The organism is Cedecea sp. Ae19-4 (genome assembly GCF_059801165.1).
In genome coordinates this window covers 1087261-1106994 of sequence record NZ_JBCHWG010000002.1, presented here as the reverse complement: position 1 = coordinate 1106994, position 19734 = coordinate 1087261, and the positions used below count along the sequence as shown (strand labels likewise).

Sequence of the window (19734 nt, the reverse complement as noted above, 5' to 3'; positions counted from 1 at the left end):
GGGGGGAGGGTTAGGGTGAGGGGTTACCGCCCCTGCTTTCTCAGCAAATAAACGAAATAAGGCGCACCGATAAACGTCGCCAGCAGCCCCGCCGGCACCTGATTCGGGAACAGAATCATCCTGCCGCACCAGTCCGCCAGAATCATTAACATCCCGCCAAAAATCCCGGCCATCGCTATCTGCGGCATTGCCCTGCGGAAGCCAAGCATGCGAGCAATATGTGGCGCCATCAGCCCGACAAAACTCAGCGGGCCGACGATTAACGTCGCCGTGGCGGTAAGCGTTGCCGCCAGCAACAGCAGCGCAAAGCGCGATGGTGTTAACGCCATTCCCACCGCCCGTGCGGTGGCACCGCCCAGCGGTAAAATTACCAGCCAGCGGCGCAGTAGCGGCGTGATGGCTAACAGCCCAACCATGACACCCAACGTTCTGACTGCCTGCTCGCCTGTAACGTTATACGTCGAGCCAGAAATCCAGGTCAGCAGCGTCGCCATACGCGGATCGCCGCTTGCCATCAGCATCATCAGTAGCATGGTAAAGGCGGTGCTGAGCGCCATCCCGGCCAACAGCATACGCTGAGGTGAAAAACCACCTCGTCCGGCAGCCATCATGATGATCAGCAGCGTGACCGCCGCACCAAGACTGCCCGCCGGCAGCAGCCAGACAAACGCATTCCCCGGCACAATAAACAGCATCAGCACCACGCCGAAGGCCGCGCCGGAGCTAATGCCCAAGACTTCCGGGCTGGCCATCGCATTGCCGGTTAACCGCTGGATCAGGCAGCCCGCAACCGCCAGCATCACGCCCGCGGTCAAAGCCGCCATAACGCGCGGCCAGCGCCACGGCAGCACATCGTCAAAGAGCGCGCCACTTAGCCAGCGCCAGCCATCAGCATCACGTCCCAGCGCCAGCGCAGCGGCAATCACCAGCAGCAGAATGCCAAGGCCAGCGGCGATCCAAAACAGTACACGCTGGCGTTCAGCCTGAACGTGGTCTCCGGCGCTCATGGACGGCGCACCGCTGGTGCGCAGACGCGGCAGCAGCCACAGCAGGATAGGCGCGCCAATCAACGCGGTGACCGTCCCGGTAGAGACTTCGCCCCATACGCTGGAAAGCCAGACCACAACCTGGTCAGACAGCCAGAGAATCAGCGCCCCAATGAGCGGAGCCAGGCACAAACGAGCAACCAGGCGCCGAGCCCCCAGCATTTTGGCCAACAGCGGCGCAAACAGCCCGATAAAACCGACTATCCCGACCGCATTAACCAACTGAGCACTGATCACAATCGCCAGCGCCAGCGTCGCCAGCCGTACCAGAGAAAGCGCCAGGCCCAGATTGCGCGCCACGCCGTCATCCAGTCCCATCAGCGTCAACGGACGCAGCAACAGCAGCGTTAGCAGCAGGCCGCCCAGCAGGCGTGGCCACAGACTTTCAACGCTGCTCCAGTCCTGCTGATTGAGCGATCCGGTGCTCCACAGGAACATATTCTGAAGCTGGTCATGGTGGAAGATAGCCAGCAGTTGGTTGACCGCGCCGCAATAAAGACTCAGCACCAGGCCCGCAAGAATCAGCGTGACCGGCGACATCCGCTTGCCCCAGGCAACGCCAAAGACAAGCAGGCCTACGACCGCCGCACCAATCAGCGCCGCAAAGGGCTGGGCAGCCAGCGGCAGCACCCAAAGCGTAGCAACCGTGACGCCAAGCTGAGCCCCGCTGGCTACACCAAGCGTTGTCGGCTCCGCCAGAGGATTGCGCAGCACCTGCTGGAACAGCACGCCGACGAGACCCAGCCCGGCACCAACCAACAGCGATATTGCGAGACGCGGCAGCAGGCTAAAGTGAAACAGCATCTGTTGAACATTGTCGATGTCCGGCTGGATAAAAGCACTGCGCCACTGCGAAGAGGGTAAGACGCCATGCATGTTATGCAGCGTCAGCCACAGCGCACAAACAAACAGCACCAGCAGCAGGCTGGCGGGGAAAATAACGTGACGTCTCATCGGGCCAGGCTCCTCAGGCCGTCGTCCAACACGCGGGCAAAGTGCATAGCCGACATGGTCGTGCCATAAAGCCAGACGGCGGGAACTTGCTGAAAACGGTTCTGGCGGATAAACGGCATCGCTTTCCACAGCGGCGTGGCCGTCACCTGGCGGGCCACCGCTTCGTTTCTATGGTCGAAGCACAGCACATCGGCGTCTTTTATCGCCGCCAGGCGTTCAATCCCAACGACCGCCGTCCCCCAGAAGTTCGTTTCTTCATGCCAGGCATTCTTCACCCCCAGCAAATCCATCACCTGCTCGAACAAGCTGTGCTTGCCCACCACCAGCGCATGGCGATTATCCAAAAATGACATCAGCAGTACTGGACGTTTGCCGCGCGCGGCAAAGCGAGGCTTCATGCTGGCAATAAACGCATCAAATTCGGCCAGATGCCGACTGGCGGCCTGCTGCATACCCAGCGTATCCCCCAGTTGAATGAGCGATTTACGCGCAATATCCAGCGGCTTGCCGGAGCCATCGTTAAAATTGAACCCAAGCCCAGGGGCGATACGGGTGATTTTTTCCGGCGAAGGGCCGTAGCCCGCAGAATAGAGAATCAGCGATGGTTTTAGCTGCGCCATCAGCTCGAGGTTAGGTTCGGTGCGCAGGCCAACATCAATCACGCCTTCTGGCAGCTTAGGTTCGTTCACCCAGATTTGGTAATTAGGGATGTCGGCGACGGCCATCGGCGTGACGCCGAGCGCCATCATCAGCTCAACGGGCAGCCATTCCAGGGCGATGATGCGTTTTGCATCCGGCACCGCCGCCTGCGCGGCAGGTAATTTTAGCAGCAGCGGTGAAAGCGCCATCGCCGCCAAAAGGCGGCGACGGGTTAAAATAAAGTCATTCATACGGCTCATCAATAAACAAAACTCACCGGCGCAGCCCCCGCCGGGTGCGGCAGGATGCCCATCGGAATACCGTAGATATGCTCCAGCGTATCACTTTGCATTAAGGCTTCCGGCGTCCCTTGCGCGATCATTTCGCCACCGCGTAGCGCCACCAGATTGTCGCAGTACCGCGCAGCCATATTAATGTCGTGCAGAACGGCAACCACCGTCAGGCCGCGCTCCTGGCTAAGACGATGGATCAGCGCCAGCACGTCCACCTGATGAGCGATATCCAGCGCAGACGTCGGCTCATCCAGCAGCAGGCAGCGGCTATCCTGCGCCACCAGCATGGCGATCCATGCCCGCTGGCGCTCGCCGCCGGACAGGCTGTCCACCAGACGATGCGCAAACGGCTTCAGCCCTACCAGACTGATTGCCTCATCCACCAGCTCACGGTCAGCCACGCCAAAGCGCCCTAAAGCCCCATGCCACGGGTAACGGCCAATCGCCACCAGCTCACGCACCGTCATACCCTCAGCGGCAGGAAGCTGCTGGGGAAGATAGGCCACCTGCCGGGCAAAAGCTTTGCTGCCCCAGCTATCCAGCGGCTGTGAGTTCAGCAGAATTTCACCTTCAGAAGGTTTCTGGTGGCGACCCAGCATTTTCAGCAGCGTCGATTTACCGGAGCCGTTATGGCCAATCAGGCCAGTGACTTTGCCCACCGGGAAGGTGATAGATAGCGGATGGAGTAGCGTGCGGCCGGGCACGCGAAACGTGACATCAGTGAGGCTAAAAGTCGTGTCGGGATGAAGCTGTTTATCCTGCATGGTAGCCATCTTAGTGAAGGGCACGGCGAACCGTGCCCGGGAGACAAGTTAGAAGCGGAAGGTCGCGGTAGCAACCACCTGACGCTCAGCGCCCCAATAGCATGCATAGTCACGATAGCAACTTGAAACATACTCACGGTTGAACAGGTTGTTGACATTTACAGCGACGGAAGAGCCAGGTAAACCAAATCGAGCCAGATCATACTTAACCATAGCATCGGCAACCGTATAACTTGGCACGTTAAAGGTGTTATTAACCTGTGGGCCAGAAGCATAGAAGCTCGAGGTTGCCCCAACATAACGAGCACCAGCCCCGAACGTGAACCCGCTCAGAGCAGTTTCGTGGAAGGTGTAATCAGCCCAGAGAGAGGCCATGTTACGTGGAACTTCTGCCGGACGCTTACCTTGATACAGTGTGTCATGCGTATACTCAGCATCGGTGTATGTATAAGCGGCAGTCAGGTTGATATTTGCGTTAACAGCAGCTTTAGCTTCAAGTTCAAAGCCACGAGAACGAATCTCTCCCCCCTGAACACTAAAGGCATTATCGTTAGGATCTACGGTTAAATTTTTATCTTTCGTCAGCTGATAAACGGCAGCGGTGACGGTGACTGGCATATCTTTTGGTACATATTTCACGCCAGCTTCATACTGTTTCCCTTTAGACGGATCAAATGGCTTACCTTGTTTAGTAGAGCCTGAAACCGGTTCAAAGGATTCGCTATAGCTTACGTAAGGAGAAATACCATTATCAAACAGATAATTAAGACCACCACGCCAGGTGAACTGGTTATCACTTACTTCAGCTAACGTGCCGGATGAGCGAGTAAAGGTGGAAGTTTTAGCAAAATCGTACCGTCCCCCCAGCGTCAGAACAAACTTGTTCCACTCCGCCTGATCTTGCATGTAAAGCCCCGTCTGCTGTTGACGGTTAATTACTGCATAAGGGAAGTTAGCCACAACGTTCGCATTACCGTACTGCGGATTGCTCATGTTGAGCGGGTCAGCAGAACCGTATAGAGCATCAATATCGTTGCGCATACGCATGTAATCCACACCGGTTAACAGAGTATGGTCAACAGCTCCTGTGGCAAATTTAGCCTGTGCCTGAGTATCTACAGAGAAGTTACTAAGATCTTCGTCAGAACGAACATAAGCGCGGCTGATTTGTCCAGGCGCGATATAGCCATTTCCGTATACGGAATCATAAAGCGTATGGATTCGCGTGTAGCGCAGATTCTGGCGAACCGTCCAGGTATCATTGAACTCGTGCGCAAAGCTATATCCAACCATTTGCTGGCGACGAGACATTTTGTTGTCTCTCTCACCTTCATTGAAATCCGTTGGTAATTTGTGAGAGTTGCCATTGGCATCAACATAAGGAACAACAGTTCCCTGACGAGGAAGCCAGCCGTAATAACCTGCGTTAGGATCGCTTTGGAAATTACTTAGGAAAGTGAAATCTGTTTTGTCATCAGGACGCCAGCTAAAGGATGGAGCAATAGCGTAGCGGTTGGATTTAACCATATCTTGCTGAGCATTTTGACTACGGCCCAGCCCTGTCAGGCGGTAGGAAAACTCACCACTATCATCCAACGCATCGCTGAAATCAAAACCTGTCTGCCACAGGTTGTTGGTACCCATTTTAAATTGAATTTCGTGCAACGGCTCAGTCGTTGGACGTTTGCTGACCATACTAACTACGCCACCAGGATGGCTTTTACCATAAAGCACAGAAACAGGGCCACGGAGCAGTTCAACACGCTCCAGGAAATATGGATCCATAGAAGCTTCGGAATAGTTATCCCCTTGCAACTTCATCCCATCCAAATATTGGTTCGTATTTACAGTAGATGATGTGGTGAAACCACGAATAGATACAACGTCGTAAGTTGAAGAGCTCCCACGAGTAGAGAACACGCTTGGTGTGTAATCAAGAGCTTCTTTTACCGTCTGCGGTTGCCGGGTGTCCATCTCTTCACGAGTCACCACCGAAATAGACTGCGGGGTCTTTTCAATGGGGGTATCGGTTTTGGTCGCCGTGGCGCTGCGTTTAGCGGCGATGGTTGGCGATGGCCCCCATGCGCTTTCGGCAGGCACTGCGGCGGCTGAAACGGTAATAGTGTCTTCTTTTTTGGTCGTGCCGGTGTCCGCCGCGAAGCTATTAACGCTGACGGTGCCCACCGCCGCCGCCACAAACAGGGCAAGCTTACGGACAGGGTTTGTGGCTGGCTGACCTGGGAGTGAACGCGCCATGATATTTTCTCTGGTGAAGTGGTAAATGATAACGTAAACGATAATTATTATTATGCCCGCAGGATAATAGACGAAACGCTGGCTGCATAGCAAGCGCCTCACACCCTCAAGCTTATTAAGGGAATAAGAAATAACCAGATGGTTTATGCGGTGTTAATTGGGCGTGAAATTTAAGATAAGAAACGCGTTATGGCGGACAAAAAAGCAAAAAAAACCTCCCCCGGTTAGGGAGAGGTTTGTAAGTGAAGCGAGGCTTAATTGCTGCCGAACATGTCCTTAATCCAGCCGGCAACGCCGTCGCTCTTCTGTTCCTGAGCGGGCTGTTGCTGCTGAGGCTGCTGCTGCGGTTGTTGCTGCGGCTGCTGGCCTGCTGGCGCCTGGCTGAATGGATTAGCCGACTGCTCTTCCTGCTGACTTTGCTGGCAAAGCGCGCTCGGGTTCGTCGTCCAGACCGGCAGCACACGGTCACCACCGCCGCTACACATGAAGTAACCCGCGCCGTTGACGCCCATGTCCACGATATCTTCCGGCTGGGTCAGATCCAGCGGGATCGGCGACTGGTTTGACAGATAACGCTGATACAGCGACATTGCGCCGCTGGCACCGTACAGCTTGGTTGGCTGGTTGTTATCACGTCCTACCCAGGTAATGGTCACTTCACGGCCATCAACGCCGGCAAACCAGGTATCCACGTTGTTGTTGGTGGTGCCCGTTTTCCCGGCCAGATGCAGGTTCGGGTATTTCCCGCCCAGCGCACGGCCTGTACCGCGAGCCACCACCTGCTGCATACCAAACAGCGTCAGGTAAGCAGCCTGCGCAGGCACCGCCTGCTCCGCCTGTGGGAAGCTCTGATACAGCACGGTGCCGTCTTCAGCAATCACCGACCGCAGCGCGGAAAGCGTGGCGCGGTTCCCGCCGCTGGCAATCGTCTGGAACGCCTGCGCAACCTGAATAGGCGTCAGGTTCAGCGCCCCCAGAATCATCGCCGGCACCGGATTAAGCTGGTCTTTGGGTACCCCAAGCTTGGTCCAGGTATCGGTAATGGCCGGCAGGCCCAGCGTCATACCCAGGTTTACGGTTGGCACGTTCATCGAACGCGTCAGCGCATCCACCAGCATCACTTGCCCGCTGTACTGGTGGTTATCGTTCTGCGGCGACCAGACCTGGCCATTCGACAGTTTGATGCCAATCGGGGCATCGGCAAGCCAGGTGTTCAGGCGGAACTTATCCGGCTGGCTCAACGCCGTCAGATAAGTGGCCGGTTTTGCCAGCGAGCCAATGGAGCGACGAGCCTGCAGCGCACGGTTAAAGCCCGCAAACTGCGGTTCAGCGCCGCCGACGACCGCGCGAACTTCACCGGTAAAGCGGTCAACAATGACCATCGCCGCTTCCAGGTCGTTCAGCTTACGGGAAGCACGCAGCACCGGAACGCCTTCGGTCACTGCTTTTTCTGCCGCATCCTGAGACACGGAGTCAAAGGTGGTGAAGATCTTCACGCCGGACAGGTCTTTTACCTTGTCGCCCAGCTTATCCTGAAGCTCCTGACGCACCATCTGCATAAAGGCTGGCTGTGGCGAAATCACGCCGCCGCGAGGCTGCACGCCCAGAGGACGCGCGCTCAACATGTCGTACAGCTCCTGATCGATAACTTTCTGTTCCTGCAGCAGGCGCAGGACCAGGTTACGACGTTCAAGCGCCAGCTTCGGATTTCGCCATGGGTTATACAGCGATGCCCCTTTCACCATACCTACCAACAGCGCCTGCTGGTCGAGGCTAAGCTCTTCCACCGGGCGGCCGAAGTAATACAGGCTGGCCAGCGGGAAGCCACGAATCTGATCGTCGCCGCTCTGGCCGAGGTACACCTCGTTCAGATACAGTTCAAGAATGCGATCTTTGTCGTAGCGAGCATCCATGATCAGCGCCATGTAGGCTTCGTTGGCTTTACGCCACAGCGTACGCTGGTTGCTCAGGAAGAGGTTTTTCACCAGCTGCTGAGTCAGCGTACTGCCGCCCTGCACCGCTCGCCCGGCCGTCAGGTTAGCGACAACGGCGCGGCCAATAGAGTAAATGCTGATCCCGTCGTGCTCATAGAAATGGCGGTCTTCGGTAGCAATCAGCGTGTCCACCAGCAGATCCGGGAAGCCGGAACGCGGCACGAACAGGCGCTGCTCACCGTTTGGCGAAGAAAGCATGGTGATCAGCCGCGGGTCGAGGCGGAAGATACCGAAGCTGCGGTTATTATCCATGTTCTGGATAGATTCCAGATGGCCACCGTCGAACACCAGGCGAGCGCGAATCTGCCCTTCTTTACCGTCCGGGAAGTCAAACGGGCGGCGAATCAGCTCGATGTTGTTCCCCTGCACGGTGAACTCGCCCGGGCGCGTCATACTCGACACCTGCCGGTACTGCGTCGCTTCCAGCAGCTTCACCATCTCCGCTTTGCTGTAAGGCATATCTGGCTCAAGGTTTACCATGCGGCCATAGACCGCCGCCGGAAGCTGCCAGACTTTGCCGTCAATGCGGCTACGGATCTGCTGATCGAGGTACACGCCGTAAATAACCAGCACCACAAAGAAGATGATCGCCAGCTTCACCAACAGCCAGAAGAAACGGCGTTTTTTCGACGGGCGGCCCGAGCCTTTCCCCTTACCTTTTCCTTTCCGCGGCGGCATAGGTTCTTCGTCCTCGTAATCATCGTCTTCGTACTCGTCGTCATACTCCTCTTCCTTGAGTCGACGACGGCTCACCTTCTCTTTCGCCGGACGCGTTGGTTTTCCTTTACGTCCAATAGGCTCGCGGTCATTCCCCGCCATGCATCTTCTCCACAAAAGTTCAGGCGCAAAGGCCCGATTCTCCGTTCTTCCGCGTAATACGAAAGAAGAAATCTCTCAAAAAAAAACAACCGGACATTCTTTTCAAGAATGCCTTTTCATGCTTGCTCCCTCTCCCATTGGAAGAAGGTATCAGGAATACTTTTTCGTCCGGCGCGTCGGGGCAGTATTCGCCGGATCGTCCGGCCAGACGTGCTTCGGGTAACGTCCCTTCATCTCTTTTTGCACTTCGCGCCAGGCCCCGTTCCAGAACGCCGTTAAATCACGGGTGATCTGCAACGGCCGCTGCGCCGGAGATAATAGCTCAAGCACCAGCGGAACGCGCCCCTCGGCGATGCAAGGCGTCTGTGCTTCACCAAACATTTCCTGAATACGCACCGCCAGTACCGGCGGATTTTCGCTGTCATAGCGAATCGCAATCTGGCTTCCGGTCGGCACAGTGTAATGAGTTGGCAGGGCACTATCCAGCCGTTGACGCATTGGCCAGTCAAGCAAGTTGCCCAGCGCCCGGCTAAGGTCGATATTTTTCAACGCACGTAGCGAATGCACGCCGCGCATTTCCGGCAGCAGCCAGTCTTCGAGCTTTGCCAGCAGGGAGTCATCGTCCACCGCAGGCCATTTCTGCTCCGGCAGCCAGCGAGCCGCGCAGCTCAGGCGCAACCGCAGCTGCTGAGCCGGAACGGACCACTCCAGCAGGCCCAGCCCGCGTTCACGAATACCGTTTAAAATCGCCTGCTGCATTTCCTCTTCGGAAGGCTTCGCTAACAGCTGAGTTTTCACCACTAATTTGCCGATCTGACGCCGCCGCCAGGCTTTTAACGCGCCCCGCTCTTCATCCCATTCCACCGAATCACTTTCCGTCAGCAGATGCGGGATACGAACGACAAGTTCTTCAACATCCAGCGGCAGCGCCAGCAGGATGCGGGCATCCGGCGACTGGCTGCCCTGCAGCAAAAGCGGCGCTATCAGCCATTCATGCCGCGTCATGGCGTCATCCTGCTCCAGCATCGCGCCCATACCGTTGGCTAACTGATAGCGACCTTCTGCCCCGCGCCGCCGGGCGAGACGGTCGGCAAACCCGCTGGCCAGCAGCGGCATGGCTAGCGAGATATCCGGCTCCCCGCTTCGGGCATTTATTCTTTTCAGCAACTGAGCGGCGCGCTGCCGCCAGTTACCGTTCCTGCTGTCGAAAAGTGACCGCAAATCGCCGCCACCCTGAGTACGCGGCGGTTCCTCCAGGATTGCAGCCAGCCACGCAGCTGTGGCCTGCTCATCCGGCGTTTTGGCCGTCACCAGCATTGAGGCAAGACGCGGGTCGTTACCCATTTTCGCCATTTTTTGCCCTTCTGCCGTCAGGCGTTGCTGCTCGTCAACGGCCCCTAGCTGACGTAGCAGACGTTGAGCTGCCGCCAGGTTGACCTCCGGCGGCGCATCAAGCCAGGTTAGCTGGCGCACGTCCTGGCAGCCCCATTGCAATAGCTCCAGCAGCAGGCCGGATAAATCGCTTTGTAAGATTTCCGGTTCGCTCTGGGCCGCCGCACGTTCGGCCTGGTCGGCGGCGATCAGATGCAGGCATATACCCGGCTCCAGACGCCCGGCGCGTCCGGCCCGCTGGGTCATTGAGGCTTGACTCACACGCTGAGTGACCAGCCGGGTCAGCCCGGTACGAGCGTCAAAGCGAGCGACGCGTTCCTGCGCCGCATCCACCACCAGGCGAATGCCTTCAATGGTCAAACTGGTCTCGGCAATGTTAGTCGCCAGTACGACCTTCCGGGTTCCCGCCGCGGCGGGCAGAATCGCTTTACGCTGCTCGCTCAAAGGTAAAGCGCCGTACAGCGGGCAAAGCTGAACATCGCTCGGCACTCGCTCTTTGAGTTGTTCCTGTACACGCTGAATTTCACCCACGCCGGGTAAAAACAGCAGCAGCGATCCTGACTCTTCACGCAGCAGCCCGGCCACGGCGGCGGCAACTGCGTCATCAAAGCGCTGATGCGCTGGCAAAGCCATGTAGCGGCGCTCAACCGGGAAAGCACGACCTTCAGAGGTAATCACCGGTGCATCCGGCAGGCATTGCTGCAGACGCTGGTTGTCCAGCGTCGCCGACATAATCAGAATTTTAAGGTCATCGCGAAGCCCGGCCTGCACGTCCAGCAGCAGCGCCAGGGCGAGATCGGCCTGTAAACTGCGCTCGTGAAATTCATCGAGGATCACAAGCCCAATACCGTTGAGCTCGGGATCCTGTTGGATAAGCCGCGTTAGAATCCCTTCGGTCACCACCTCAAGCCGGGTGTTTGGCCCCACACAGCTGTCAGCTCGCATCCGGTAGCCGACAGTTTCACCCGGTTTCTCACCCAATAATTCGGCCAGCCGCTGAGCAACATTGCGGGCGGCAAGGCGACGAGGTTCAAGCAGCAGAATGCGGCCTTCCAGCTTACTCTGCTGAAGGATTTGCAGCGGCAGCCAGGTAGATTTACCTGCGCCGGTAGGGGCATTGAGCAATACTTGCGGGGCGTACTCGAACGCTTTCAGCACTTCCGGCAGTACGGCCGCAACCGGTAATGAGGACACAAACGGCTCCAAAGGGTTAACATCGGCAGTCGCGCATTGTAGCATCCCGCCAAACCATAACCGAGAGACAAGCATGGCCGAAAATCGACGCCTGTTTTTTGCCCTGACGTTACCGTCCGAGGTTCAGCAGCAAATCATTCACTGGCGAGCCGCCCAGTTCCCGGCGGATGCTGGCCGACCGGTAGTTGCGGCCAATCTGCACCTCACGCTGGCGTTTTTGGGGGATGTCTCCGAAGAAAAACGCCAGGCACTGTGTCGCCTCGCCGGAAGAATTAACCAGCCCGGCTTTACGCTGCGCCTGGACGATGCCGGGCAATGGCTTCGCTCAAGCGTCGTCTGGCTGGGGCCACGCCAGGCTCCGCGCGGCCTGCTGCAACTGGCCAATATGCTACGCTCCCAGGCCGCTCGCAGCGGCTGCTATCAGTCTCCGCAGCCGTTTCATCCCCACGTGACGCTTTATCGCAATGCCATACGCTCCGTGGCGATCCCCGCTCCGGGCTTTAGCTGGCAATTTCAGGTGAATGAATTTTCGCTGTACGAGTCCGTTTTTGAACAGGGTAGAACCCGCTATCAGGCGCTGGAGCGCTGGTCGCTCACTAATAAGGAAGAGTAGATGGAGTTTTCACCCGCGCTGCAGCCCGCCACGCTAATTAAACGCTATAAACGCTTTCTGGCGGACGTTGTAACCGCCAACGGCGAAACCATGACGCTGCATTGCCCCAATACCGGAGCAATGACAGGCTGTGCCACGCCGGGCGACACGGTTTGGTATTCCACATCGGCCAGTCCAACGCGCAAATACCCCCATACATGGGAGCTTACTCAAACACAAAAGGGTGAGATAATTTGCGTCAATACGTTACGAGCAAACACTCTGGTCAGAGAGATGCTGACGACATATCCTCCAACACAACTGGCGGGCTATGACAGCCTTCAGGCCGAAGTAAAATACGGTGAAGAACGCAGCAGAATTGACTTTATGTTACAAGCGAGTAACAAGGTTAACTGCTATATTGAAGTGAAATCAGTCACGTTGCTCCAGCAGGATAAAGGCTATTTTCCCGATGCTGTTAGCCTGCGGGGCCAGAAGCATTTAAGAGAGTTGATGAATGTGGTTCAGCAAGGAGAGCGCGCGGTGCTACTGTTTGCGGTTTTACATTCTGCTATAAATAGCGTCTCGCCAGCCCGCCACATTGATGAAAAATATGCGCGGCTGTTAACCGAGGCACAGCAGTGTGGGGTTGAAATTATCGCCTGGAAAGCAGAACTTTCTGCCGAGAGGATCACTCTAACTACGCCGTTGCCTGTCTATTTATAATCAGCATCTGGTTAAGGACAGATAACGTATTGTCTTTTTTATAGTCGGGTCGTTTCGCAAATAAGCTTTTCTTCACACGGTTGTCAAGAGAGGAGTTTATATAATTGCCAACCTGAAAAGCATCTGCTATTTATAGCGGCCTGATTTTACCCCGACAGGGGACCGATAAGTGCGTGTTAAGGAGAAGCAACATGCAAGAAGGGCAAAAGCGTAAAACGTCGTCCCTGAGTATTCTCGCCATCGCTGGGGTGGAGCCATACCAGGAGAAAACGGGCGAAGAGTACATGAACGAAGCCCAGCTGTCGCACTTCAAGCTTATTCTTGAAGCATGGCGTAATCAGCTCAGGGACGAGGTAGATCGCACCGTTTCGCACATGCAGGATGAAGCGGCTAACTTCCCGGACCCGGTAGACCGTGCGGCCCAGGAAGAAGAGTTCAGCCTCGAACTGCGTAACCGCGATCGTGAACGCAAACTGATCAAAAAGATCGAAAAAACGCTCAAGAAAGTGGAAGACGAAGATTTCGGCTACTGCGAATCCTGTGGTGTAGAAATCGGCATTCGTCGCCTTGAAGCACGTCCGACCGCTGATTTGTGTATCGACTGCAAAACGTTGGCAGAAATCCGCGAAAAACAGATGGCCGGCTAACGGCCCTCGGAAATGCCAAACCTCTATGGCGGGAGACTCTCCCGCCATATTACTTTATTGCACCCCAAAAAATGTCAGCTCAACTCTACATTGGCCGTTTTGCCCCCTCACCTTCCGGGGAACTGCATTTTGGCTCACTCATTGCCGCTCTTGGCAGCTACCTTCAGGCTCGCGCTCAACAGGGTCGCTGGCTGGTACGCATCGAAGATATCGATCCTCCTCGCGAAGTTCCCGGCGCCGCCGACACCATCCTCAAACAGCTTGAGCATTACGGCCTGCACTGGGATGGCGATGTGCTATGGCAATCCCACCGCCATGAGGCCTATCGCGCCGCGCTGAACTGGCTCCGGCAGCAAGGGCTGAGCTATTACTGCACCTGCACTCGCAGCCGTATTCAGCAGATCGGCGGTTTCTACGATGGGCATTGCAGAACCCTTGGCAACGGGCCACAAAACGCCGCAATGCGCCTGGTGCAAAACAACCCGGTGCTGAGCTTCCAGGACGGCCTGCGCGGGCAATTGCATGTCGATGAGTCTTTGGCGCGGGAAGATTTCATCATTCACCGTCGTGACGGCCTGTTCGCCTATAATCTTGCTGTCGTCGTGGATGACCACTTCCAGGGCGTGACGGAGATCGTGCGCGGTGCAGATTTGATTGAGCCGACGGTGCGGCAAATCTCGCTATACCGGCAGTTTGGCTGGCCCGTCCCCGGCTATATTCATCTGCCGCTGGCGCTCAACGAGCAGGGTTCTAAGCTTTCGAAGCAGAATCACGCCCCCGCGCTGCCGCAGGGCGATCCTCGCCCGCTGCTGGTGGAAGCGTTGCGCTTTTTAAATCAACAAGTAGCGGACGGCTGGCAAGATCTGACGCAGGAAAGGCTGCTGGAGCAAGCCGTAATGAACTGGTCGCTTAATAGTGTGCCGGTGAATACATCATTCTCAAATGCCCCACACTGAGCTATGATTAGCCGCTGTTTTTTTTGTCCCTATGATTGACACTGCCGAGGTGGACTATTTTTACCCGAGTCGCTAATTTTTGCCGCAAGGTGCTTAACCGCGATGACGTCGTGGTCGAGGAGACCGAAACTCTCCCGCACATTACTGTTATCCCGCGCGATCAGCACGCTATTTCCCGCAAAGATATCAGTGAAAATGCCCTCAAGGTACTCTACCGTTTAAACAAAGCAGGCTACGAGGCTTACCTCGTCGGCGGCGGCGTCCGCGACCTGCTGCTGGGCAAAAAACCGAAAGATTTCGACGTCACCACCAGCGCGACGCCAGAACAAGTTCGCAAACTGTTCCGTAACTGCCGCCTGGTTGGCCGCCGTTTCCGCCTGGCTCACGTGATGTTCGGGCCTGAAATCATCGAAGTGGCCACCTTCCGCGGCCATCATGAAGAGCAGCAGTCTGCCGACCGTCAGACCTCGCAGCGTGGCCAGAACGGCATGCTGCTGCGTGATAACATCTTTGGTTCTATCGAAGAAGATGCTCAACGCCGCGACTTCACTATCAACAGTCTTTACTACAGCGTGGCCGATTTCTCCGTGCGGGATTACGTCGGCGGCCTGAACGATCTGAATAAAGGCATTATTCGCCTGATTGGCGACCCGGAAACGCGTTACCGCGAAGATCCGGTGCGAATGCTGCGCGCCGTGCGCTTTGCCGCCAAGCTGAATATGACCGTCAGCCCGGAAACCGGCGAGCCGATTCCTCGCCTTGCCACGCTGCTGAACGATGTGCCCCCGGCGCGTCTCTTTGAAGAATCGCTCAAACTTCTGCAGGCCGGATACGGGTTTGAAACCTACCAGCTGCTGCGTGAATATCAGCTCTTCCAGCCGTTGTTCCCGATCATCACCCGCTATTTCACCGAGCAGGGCGACAGCCCGATGGAACGCATTATTGCGCTGGTGCTGAAGAACACCGATACCCGCATTCATAACGATATGCGCGTAAATCCGGCGTTCCTGTTTGCGGCGATGTTCTGGTATCCACAGCTGGAAATGGCGCAAAAGATTGCCCAGGAAAGCGGCCTCGCCTACTACGACGCCTTTGCGCTGGCAATGAATGAAGTGCTGGATGAAGCCTGCCGTGCGCTGGCGATTCCAAAACGCATTACTACGCTGGTGCGCGATATCTGGGGCCTGCAGCTTCGTCTGTCCCGCCGCCAGGGTAAACGCGCCTGGAAGCTGATGGAGCATCCTAAATTCCGGGCGTCTTACGACCTGCTGGCGCTGCGCGCGGAAGTCGAGAACAACCAGGAACTGCTGCGTCTGACCAAATGGTGGGGCGAGTTCCAGGTCGCTGCGCCGCCAATGCAAAAAGATATGCTGAACGACCTTGGCGATGAGCCTGCAGCTCGCCGCCGCACGCGTCGCCCACGCAAACGCGCGCCACGTCGCGAAGGTAATTCATGACCCTCGCGTATATCGCGCTGGGCAGTAACCAGGCGTCGCCGCTGGAGCAGGTTTCATCTGCTCTTGACGCCCTGGCCGCCATTCCACAAAGCCGAATGGTGGCCACTTCTTCGTTTTACCGCACCCCCCCGCTCGGCCCGCAGGATCAGCCAGATTATCTGAATGCTGCCGTGGTGCTGGACACCGACCTGTCTGCCGAAGCCCTTCTGGACCATACCCAACGTATTGAACTGGAGCATGGCCGCGTGCGCAAAGCAGAGCGCTGGGGGCCGCGGACGTTAGATCTCGATCTTATGCTGTTTGGCGATGAGGTGATGCACACCGAACGCCTGACTGTACCTCATTACGACATGAAGAACCGCGCGTTTATGCTGGTTCCTCTGCTGGAAATAGCACCGGAATGCCGCTTTCCCGACGGGCAGTCTGTTGCCGCGATACTGGCTAGCCTCTCCCAGGAGGGCATCACCCGCTGGTAAACAGCGCGCCCGTATCCTGTTCTAACCTTTCTCCGGGGATGATGATGAAACCCACTACCACCTCCACCCTGCGTAAGCTCAAGCAGGATAACAAGAAATTCGCCACCCTTACCGCCTATGACTTTAGCTTCGCTAAGCTGTTTGCTGACGAAGGCGTCGGCGTTTTGCTGGTTGGCGATTCGCTGGGCATGACGGTTCAGGGCCACGACTCTACGCTGCCGGTCACGGTGGCAGACATTGCCTACCACACTCGTGCGGTTCGCCGCGGTGCGCCAAACTGCCTGCTGCTGGCTGACCTGCCGTTTATGGCCTACGCCACGCCGGAGCAGGCGTTTGCCAACTCCGCAGAGGTCATGCGCGCCGGGGCTAACATGGTGAAAATCGAAGGCGGACGCTGGCTGGCTGATACGGTGAAAATGCTGACGGAGCGCGCCGTTCCGGTTTGTGGTCATTTGGGATTAACGCCGCAGTCGGTCAATATTTTTGGCGGGTATAAAGTTCAGGGCCGCGACGAACAGGCCGCGCAAACGCTGCTGGATGACGCTCTGGCGCTGGAAGCCGCTGGCGCCCAGTTGCTGGTGCTGGAGTGCGTTCCCGTTGAGCTGGCTAAACGCGTAACCGAAGCGCTTTCTATCCCGGTGATTGGCATTGGCGCGGGCAACGTCACGGACGGGCAGATTCTGGTGATGCATGATGCCTTTGGGATTACCGGCGGCCATATTCCTAAGTTTGCAAAGAATTTCCTTACTGAGACCGCCGATATTCGCACCGCGGTGCGCCAGTACATTAGTGAAGTCGAATCCGGCACTTATCCGGGCAACGAACACAGTTTTTACTGACAGGAGATAGGTTGTGCTGATTATCGAAACGTTACCGCTGCTGCGTCAGCAGATTCGCCGCTGGCGCCAGGAAGGGAAACGCATCGCCCTGGTGCCGACCATGGGCAACCTGCACGATGGGCACATGACGCTGGTGGAAGAAGCCAAAGCCGTGGCTGATGTGGTCGTGGTCAGTATTTTCGTGAACCCGATGCAGTTTGACAGACCGGACGACTTAGCCCGCTACCCGCGCACCCTGCAGGAAGATTGCGAAAAGCTGAACCGCCGCAAGGTGGATATGGTCTTTGCCCCGGCGCCGGTTGACGTTTACCCTCAGGGCCTCGACACACAGACATTTGTGGATGTGCCGGGCATCTCCACCATGCTGGAAGGCGCCAGCCGCCCAGGGCATTTCCGTGGTGTTTCCACCATTGTCAGCAAACTGTTCAACCTCGTTCAGCCCGACGTTGCCTGCTTTGGCCAAAAGGATTATCAGCAGCTAGCGCTGATCCGCAAAATGGTCGCCGATATGGGCTACGACATTGAGATTATTGGCGTGCCGACCGTGCGCGCTAAAGACGGCCTGGCGCTCAGCTCACGTAATGGCTACCTGACAGCAGATCAGCGTAAAATCGCCCCGGGATTGAGCAAGGTCATGGACGTCCTGGCGGAAAAACTGCGCGGCGGCGACCGTGATACCGAAGAGATGCTGATCCTCGCGGCAACAGAATTGAACGAAAAAGGTTTCCGTTCTGATGACCTGCAAATCCGCGATGCGGACACTTTGCTGGAGCTGTCAGCGGAAAGCAAACGTGCGGTGATCCTGATGGCGGCCTGGCTCGGTCAGGCCCGACTGATTGATAACGTCACCGTCGATCTGGCGCAGTAGACAGCCTAAATAAAAAGGGCAATACTGCCTCGAATATCCACGGCGCGGGTGATATCCGCGCTTTTTAAGCCCAGTAACAAAGGTTCAAGTTTATGATTCGCACCATGCTGCAAGGCAAGTTACACCGCGTCAAAGTGACTCAGGCGGACTTGCATTACGAAGGCTCCTGCGCCATCGATCAGGACTTCCTTGAGGCGGCAGGCATTCTGGAATATGAAGCCATCGACATCTACAACGTCACCAACGGGAAGCGTTTTTCTACCTACGCTATCGCCGGTGAACGTGGCTCTAAAATCATCTCCGTTAACGGTGCGGCGGCACACTGCGCCGACGTCGGTGACATCCTGATTATCGCCAGCTACGTTACTATGCCAGATGAGCAGGCGCGCAGCTGGCAGCCAAAAGTGGCCTACTTTGACGGTGAGAATGAGATGAAGCGTCTCGCGAAAGCCGTGCCGGTTCAGGTCGCGTAACAACCGCCCTCGCCCTAACCCTCTCCCCACGCGGGAGAGGGATCGAACAACCCCAGTTTAGCTCACGTACTCACGATTCAGGCTGATTGGTAATCGTCCTCGACATCGTCTCCAGCGAATCCGTCCTCATAATATAAAGCCGCTTCAGCAAGAACGGGTTGTCGCCCGGTTTCACCTTCCCACGCACCGTGGTTACCGCCATATGGAACCCTGCATCGTTCGCCGCTTTTACCGCAATATCGTTATAGCCGCCAAACGGATAAGAGAGATAGAGCACGTGCGGATTGAACTGCGACAGCGCACGGCGCGAGTGCTCAAAATCAAACAGGATATTGTGGTAGCTACGGCTCAGAAGAATCGGGCGGCGGTAGTTATCCACGCGATGCAGGAAATGCGTGTGCGACTGAATATCGAACACGCTTTGAATCGCCTCCAGCTCAGAAATACTCATAAACTGCAGAGACTTTGGATTCCACGGCTGTGGATGGCGCTTAATGCGCGACGAGATAATGTAAGCCGTCGCTTTAAAGCCGTACTGTTTCAGAATCGGGAACGCGTAACGGTAGACTGATTTCAACCCGTCATCAAAGGTGATCACCACCGAGCGAGCCGGGAGATTCATACGGTTACGCAGATAACCTTCCAACTGATACATCGTCAGCGTGGTGTAGCCCATGTCACGCAGCCAGGTCATCTGGTTACTGAACGCAACCACCGAGGTGGTCGTCGACGTATGGCGGAAACGCGTATTTTCCTCATCACGCAGAATGTGGTGATAGGTCAGAACCGGAATGCCGTTATCCGGCTGCGCGTCCAGGCTGCTGATGTAGCCCAGGCGATTGCCAATGCGAATTTGGTACCAGGTCTGGTTCAGGCGATCTTTGAGCTTGCCGATGATTGGGTAACGCAGGTTATCTGCCAGCGTGCCAAACACCGCTGACGAGGTGGCCGGCTCGCTATAGATAGCCACGTCGCGGAAGGTGATCAAGTTTTGGTTACTCAACGGATTGTTGAGATCCCCCAGCCGGTCTTCCACTCGCTGCTTGCCTTTTACCGGGCCAAGATGCGCCTTGTCGATAAACCCGGTACCGAAGCCGAAATTAAACTCGTAGTAATCTGCGGCCGTCGGCACCACCGCCAGGATTTGCCCCTGGCCGATACGGCCGACGGAAATCACATTATCACCCACCTGCGCCCAGATATCGGCATCTTCGGTGGTTTGCATATATTGGGCGGGAGTGTCATGGCTACTGAGCAGGCTAGCCTGAGCAGTTCCGATGCTGATGACCAGCATGACGCAATAAACAAGGCGAGTTAACATGGCAAATTAGTCAGTTTTTGTCGGAAAG

The 19734-nt window shown here is 56.5% G+C and carries 16 protein-coding genes; 9 read left to right on the top strand and 7 right to left on the bottom strand.

All coding sequences use genetic code 11. The features are described 5' to 3' along the window. Window positions 1-23: 23 nt before the first annotated feature. The 6 genes from fhuB to hrpB all read right to left on the bottom strand — a co-directional run bounded on the left by fhuB (window position 24) and on the right by hrpB (window position 11351). Window positions 24-2000, bottom strand: a complete 1977-nt coding sequence (gene fhuB, locus AAIE02_RS17975) for a Fe(3+)-hydroxamate ABC transporter permease FhuB (RefSeq protein ID WP_336982876.1) — start codon at window positions 1998-2000, stop codon at window positions 24-26. Then, window positions 1997-2899, bottom strand: coding sequence for a Fe(3+)-hydroxamate ABC transporter substrate-binding protein FhuD (gene fhuD / locus AAIE02_RS17970; RefSeq protein ID WP_336982875.1), 903 nt, complete (start codon window positions 2897-2899; stop codon window positions 1997-1999). Before fhuD ends, fhuB begins: the two co-directional genes overlap by 4 nt. Beyond that, window positions 2899-3696, bottom strand: a complete 798-nt coding sequence (fhuC, locus tag AAIE02_RS17965) for a Fe3+-hydroxamate ABC transporter ATP-binding protein FhuC (protein ID WP_008460370.1) — start codon at window positions 3694-3696, stop codon at window positions 2899-2901. The genes fhuD and fhuC overlap by 1 nt, the downstream gene beginning before the upstream one ends. Window positions 3697-3744: 48 nt before the next feature. Continuing rightward, the gene (gene fhuA / locus AAIE02_RS17960) at window positions 3745-5952 is read right to left on the bottom strand and encodes a ferrichrome porin FhuA (protein ID WP_336982873.1); all 2208 of its coding nucleotides are present in this window, start codon (window positions 5950-5952) and stop codon (window positions 3745-3747) included. A 254-nt stretch (window positions 5953-6206) separates the two neighbouring features. Further along, entirely contained in the window at window positions 6207-8765 is a 2559-nt protein-coding gene (gene mrcB / locus AAIE02_RS17955) for a bifunctional glycosyl transferase/transpeptidase (protein ID WP_008460368.1), read from the bottom strand. A 150-nt stretch (window positions 8766-8915) separates the two neighbouring features. Further along, window positions 8916-11351 carry an ATP-dependent helicase HrpB gene (gene hrpB / locus AAIE02_RS17950; RefSeq protein ID WP_498532980.1) on the bottom strand — a complete coding sequence of 812 codons (2436 nt, stop codon included), beginning with the start codon at window positions 11349-11351 and terminating at the stop codon, window positions 8916-8918. 73 nt (window positions 11352-11424) lie between these two features. On the opposite strand from hrpB, the gene thpR reads away from it, so the two are divergent. From thpR to panD, 9 genes are all read left to right on the top strand, one after another. Then, window positions 11425-11964, top strand: coding sequence for an RNA 2',3'-cyclic phosphodiesterase (gene thpR, locus AAIE02_RS17945; RefSeq protein WP_166993585.1), 540 nt, complete (start codon window positions 11425-11427; stop codon window positions 11962-11964). Then, window positions 11965-12669 carry a DNA/RNA nuclease SfsA gene (sfsA, locus tag AAIE02_RS17940; RefSeq protein WP_166993583.1) on the top strand — a complete coding sequence of 235 codons (705 nt, stop codon included), beginning with the start codon at window positions 11965-11967 and terminating at the stop codon, window positions 12667-12669. A gap of 191 nt (window positions 12670-12860) precedes the next feature. Continuing rightward, entirely contained in the window at window positions 12861-13316 is a 456-nt protein-coding gene (gene dksA, locus AAIE02_RS17935) for an RNA polymerase-binding protein DksA (protein WP_008460361.1), read from the top strand. Between the two features lie 71 nt (window positions 13317-13387). Beyond that, complete coding sequence (gene gluQRS / locus AAIE02_RS17930; protein ID WP_498532979.1) at window positions 13388-14272, top strand: tRNA glutamyl-Q(34) synthetase GluQRS; 885 nt, start codon at window positions 13388-13390, stop codon at window positions 14270-14272. A 56-nt stretch (window positions 14273-14328) separates the two neighbouring features. Beyond that, window positions 14329-15729 carry a polynucleotide adenylyltransferase PcnB gene (gene pcnB / locus AAIE02_RS17925; protein ID WP_336982886.1) on the top strand — a complete coding sequence of 467 codons (1401 nt, stop codon included), beginning with the start codon at window positions 14329-14331 and terminating at the stop codon, window positions 15727-15729. After that, on the top strand, window positions 15726-16205 hold the full coding sequence (gene folK, locus AAIE02_RS17920; protein WP_008461854.1) for a 2-amino-4-hydroxy-6-hydroxymethyldihydropteridine diphosphokinase: 480 nt from the start codon (window positions 15726-15728) through the stop codon (window positions 16203-16205). The genes pcnB and folK overlap by 4 nt, the downstream gene beginning before the upstream one ends. A gap of 44 nt (window positions 16206-16249) precedes the next feature. Then, window positions 16250-17044: a 3-methyl-2-oxobutanoate hydroxymethyltransferase gene (gene panB, locus AAIE02_RS17915; protein WP_498532978.1), complete on the top strand. Its 795-nt coding sequence runs from the start codon at window positions 16250-16252 to the stop codon at window positions 17042-17044. Between the two features lie 13 nt (window positions 17045-17057). Continuing rightward, window positions 17058-17912: a pantoate--beta-alanine ligase gene (panC, locus tag AAIE02_RS17910; RefSeq protein WP_498532977.1), complete on the top strand. Its 855-nt coding sequence runs from the start codon at window positions 17058-17060 to the stop codon at window positions 17910-17912. Window positions 17913-18004: 92 nt separating this feature from the next. Next, window positions 18005-18385, top strand: a complete 381-nt coding sequence (panD, locus tag AAIE02_RS17905) for an aspartate 1-decarboxylase (RefSeq protein WP_008461846.1) — start codon at window positions 18005-18007, stop codon at window positions 18383-18385. Window positions 18386-18455: 70 nt separating this feature from the next. Here panD and AAIE02_RS17900 read toward each other — a convergent pair whose 3' ends face one another. Further along, window positions 18456-19706, bottom strand: a complete 1251-nt coding sequence (locus AAIE02_RS17900; protein WP_008461844.1) for a polysaccharide deacetylase family protein — start codon at window positions 19704-19706, stop codon at window positions 18456-18458. Window positions 19707-19734: the final 28 nt, after the last annotated feature.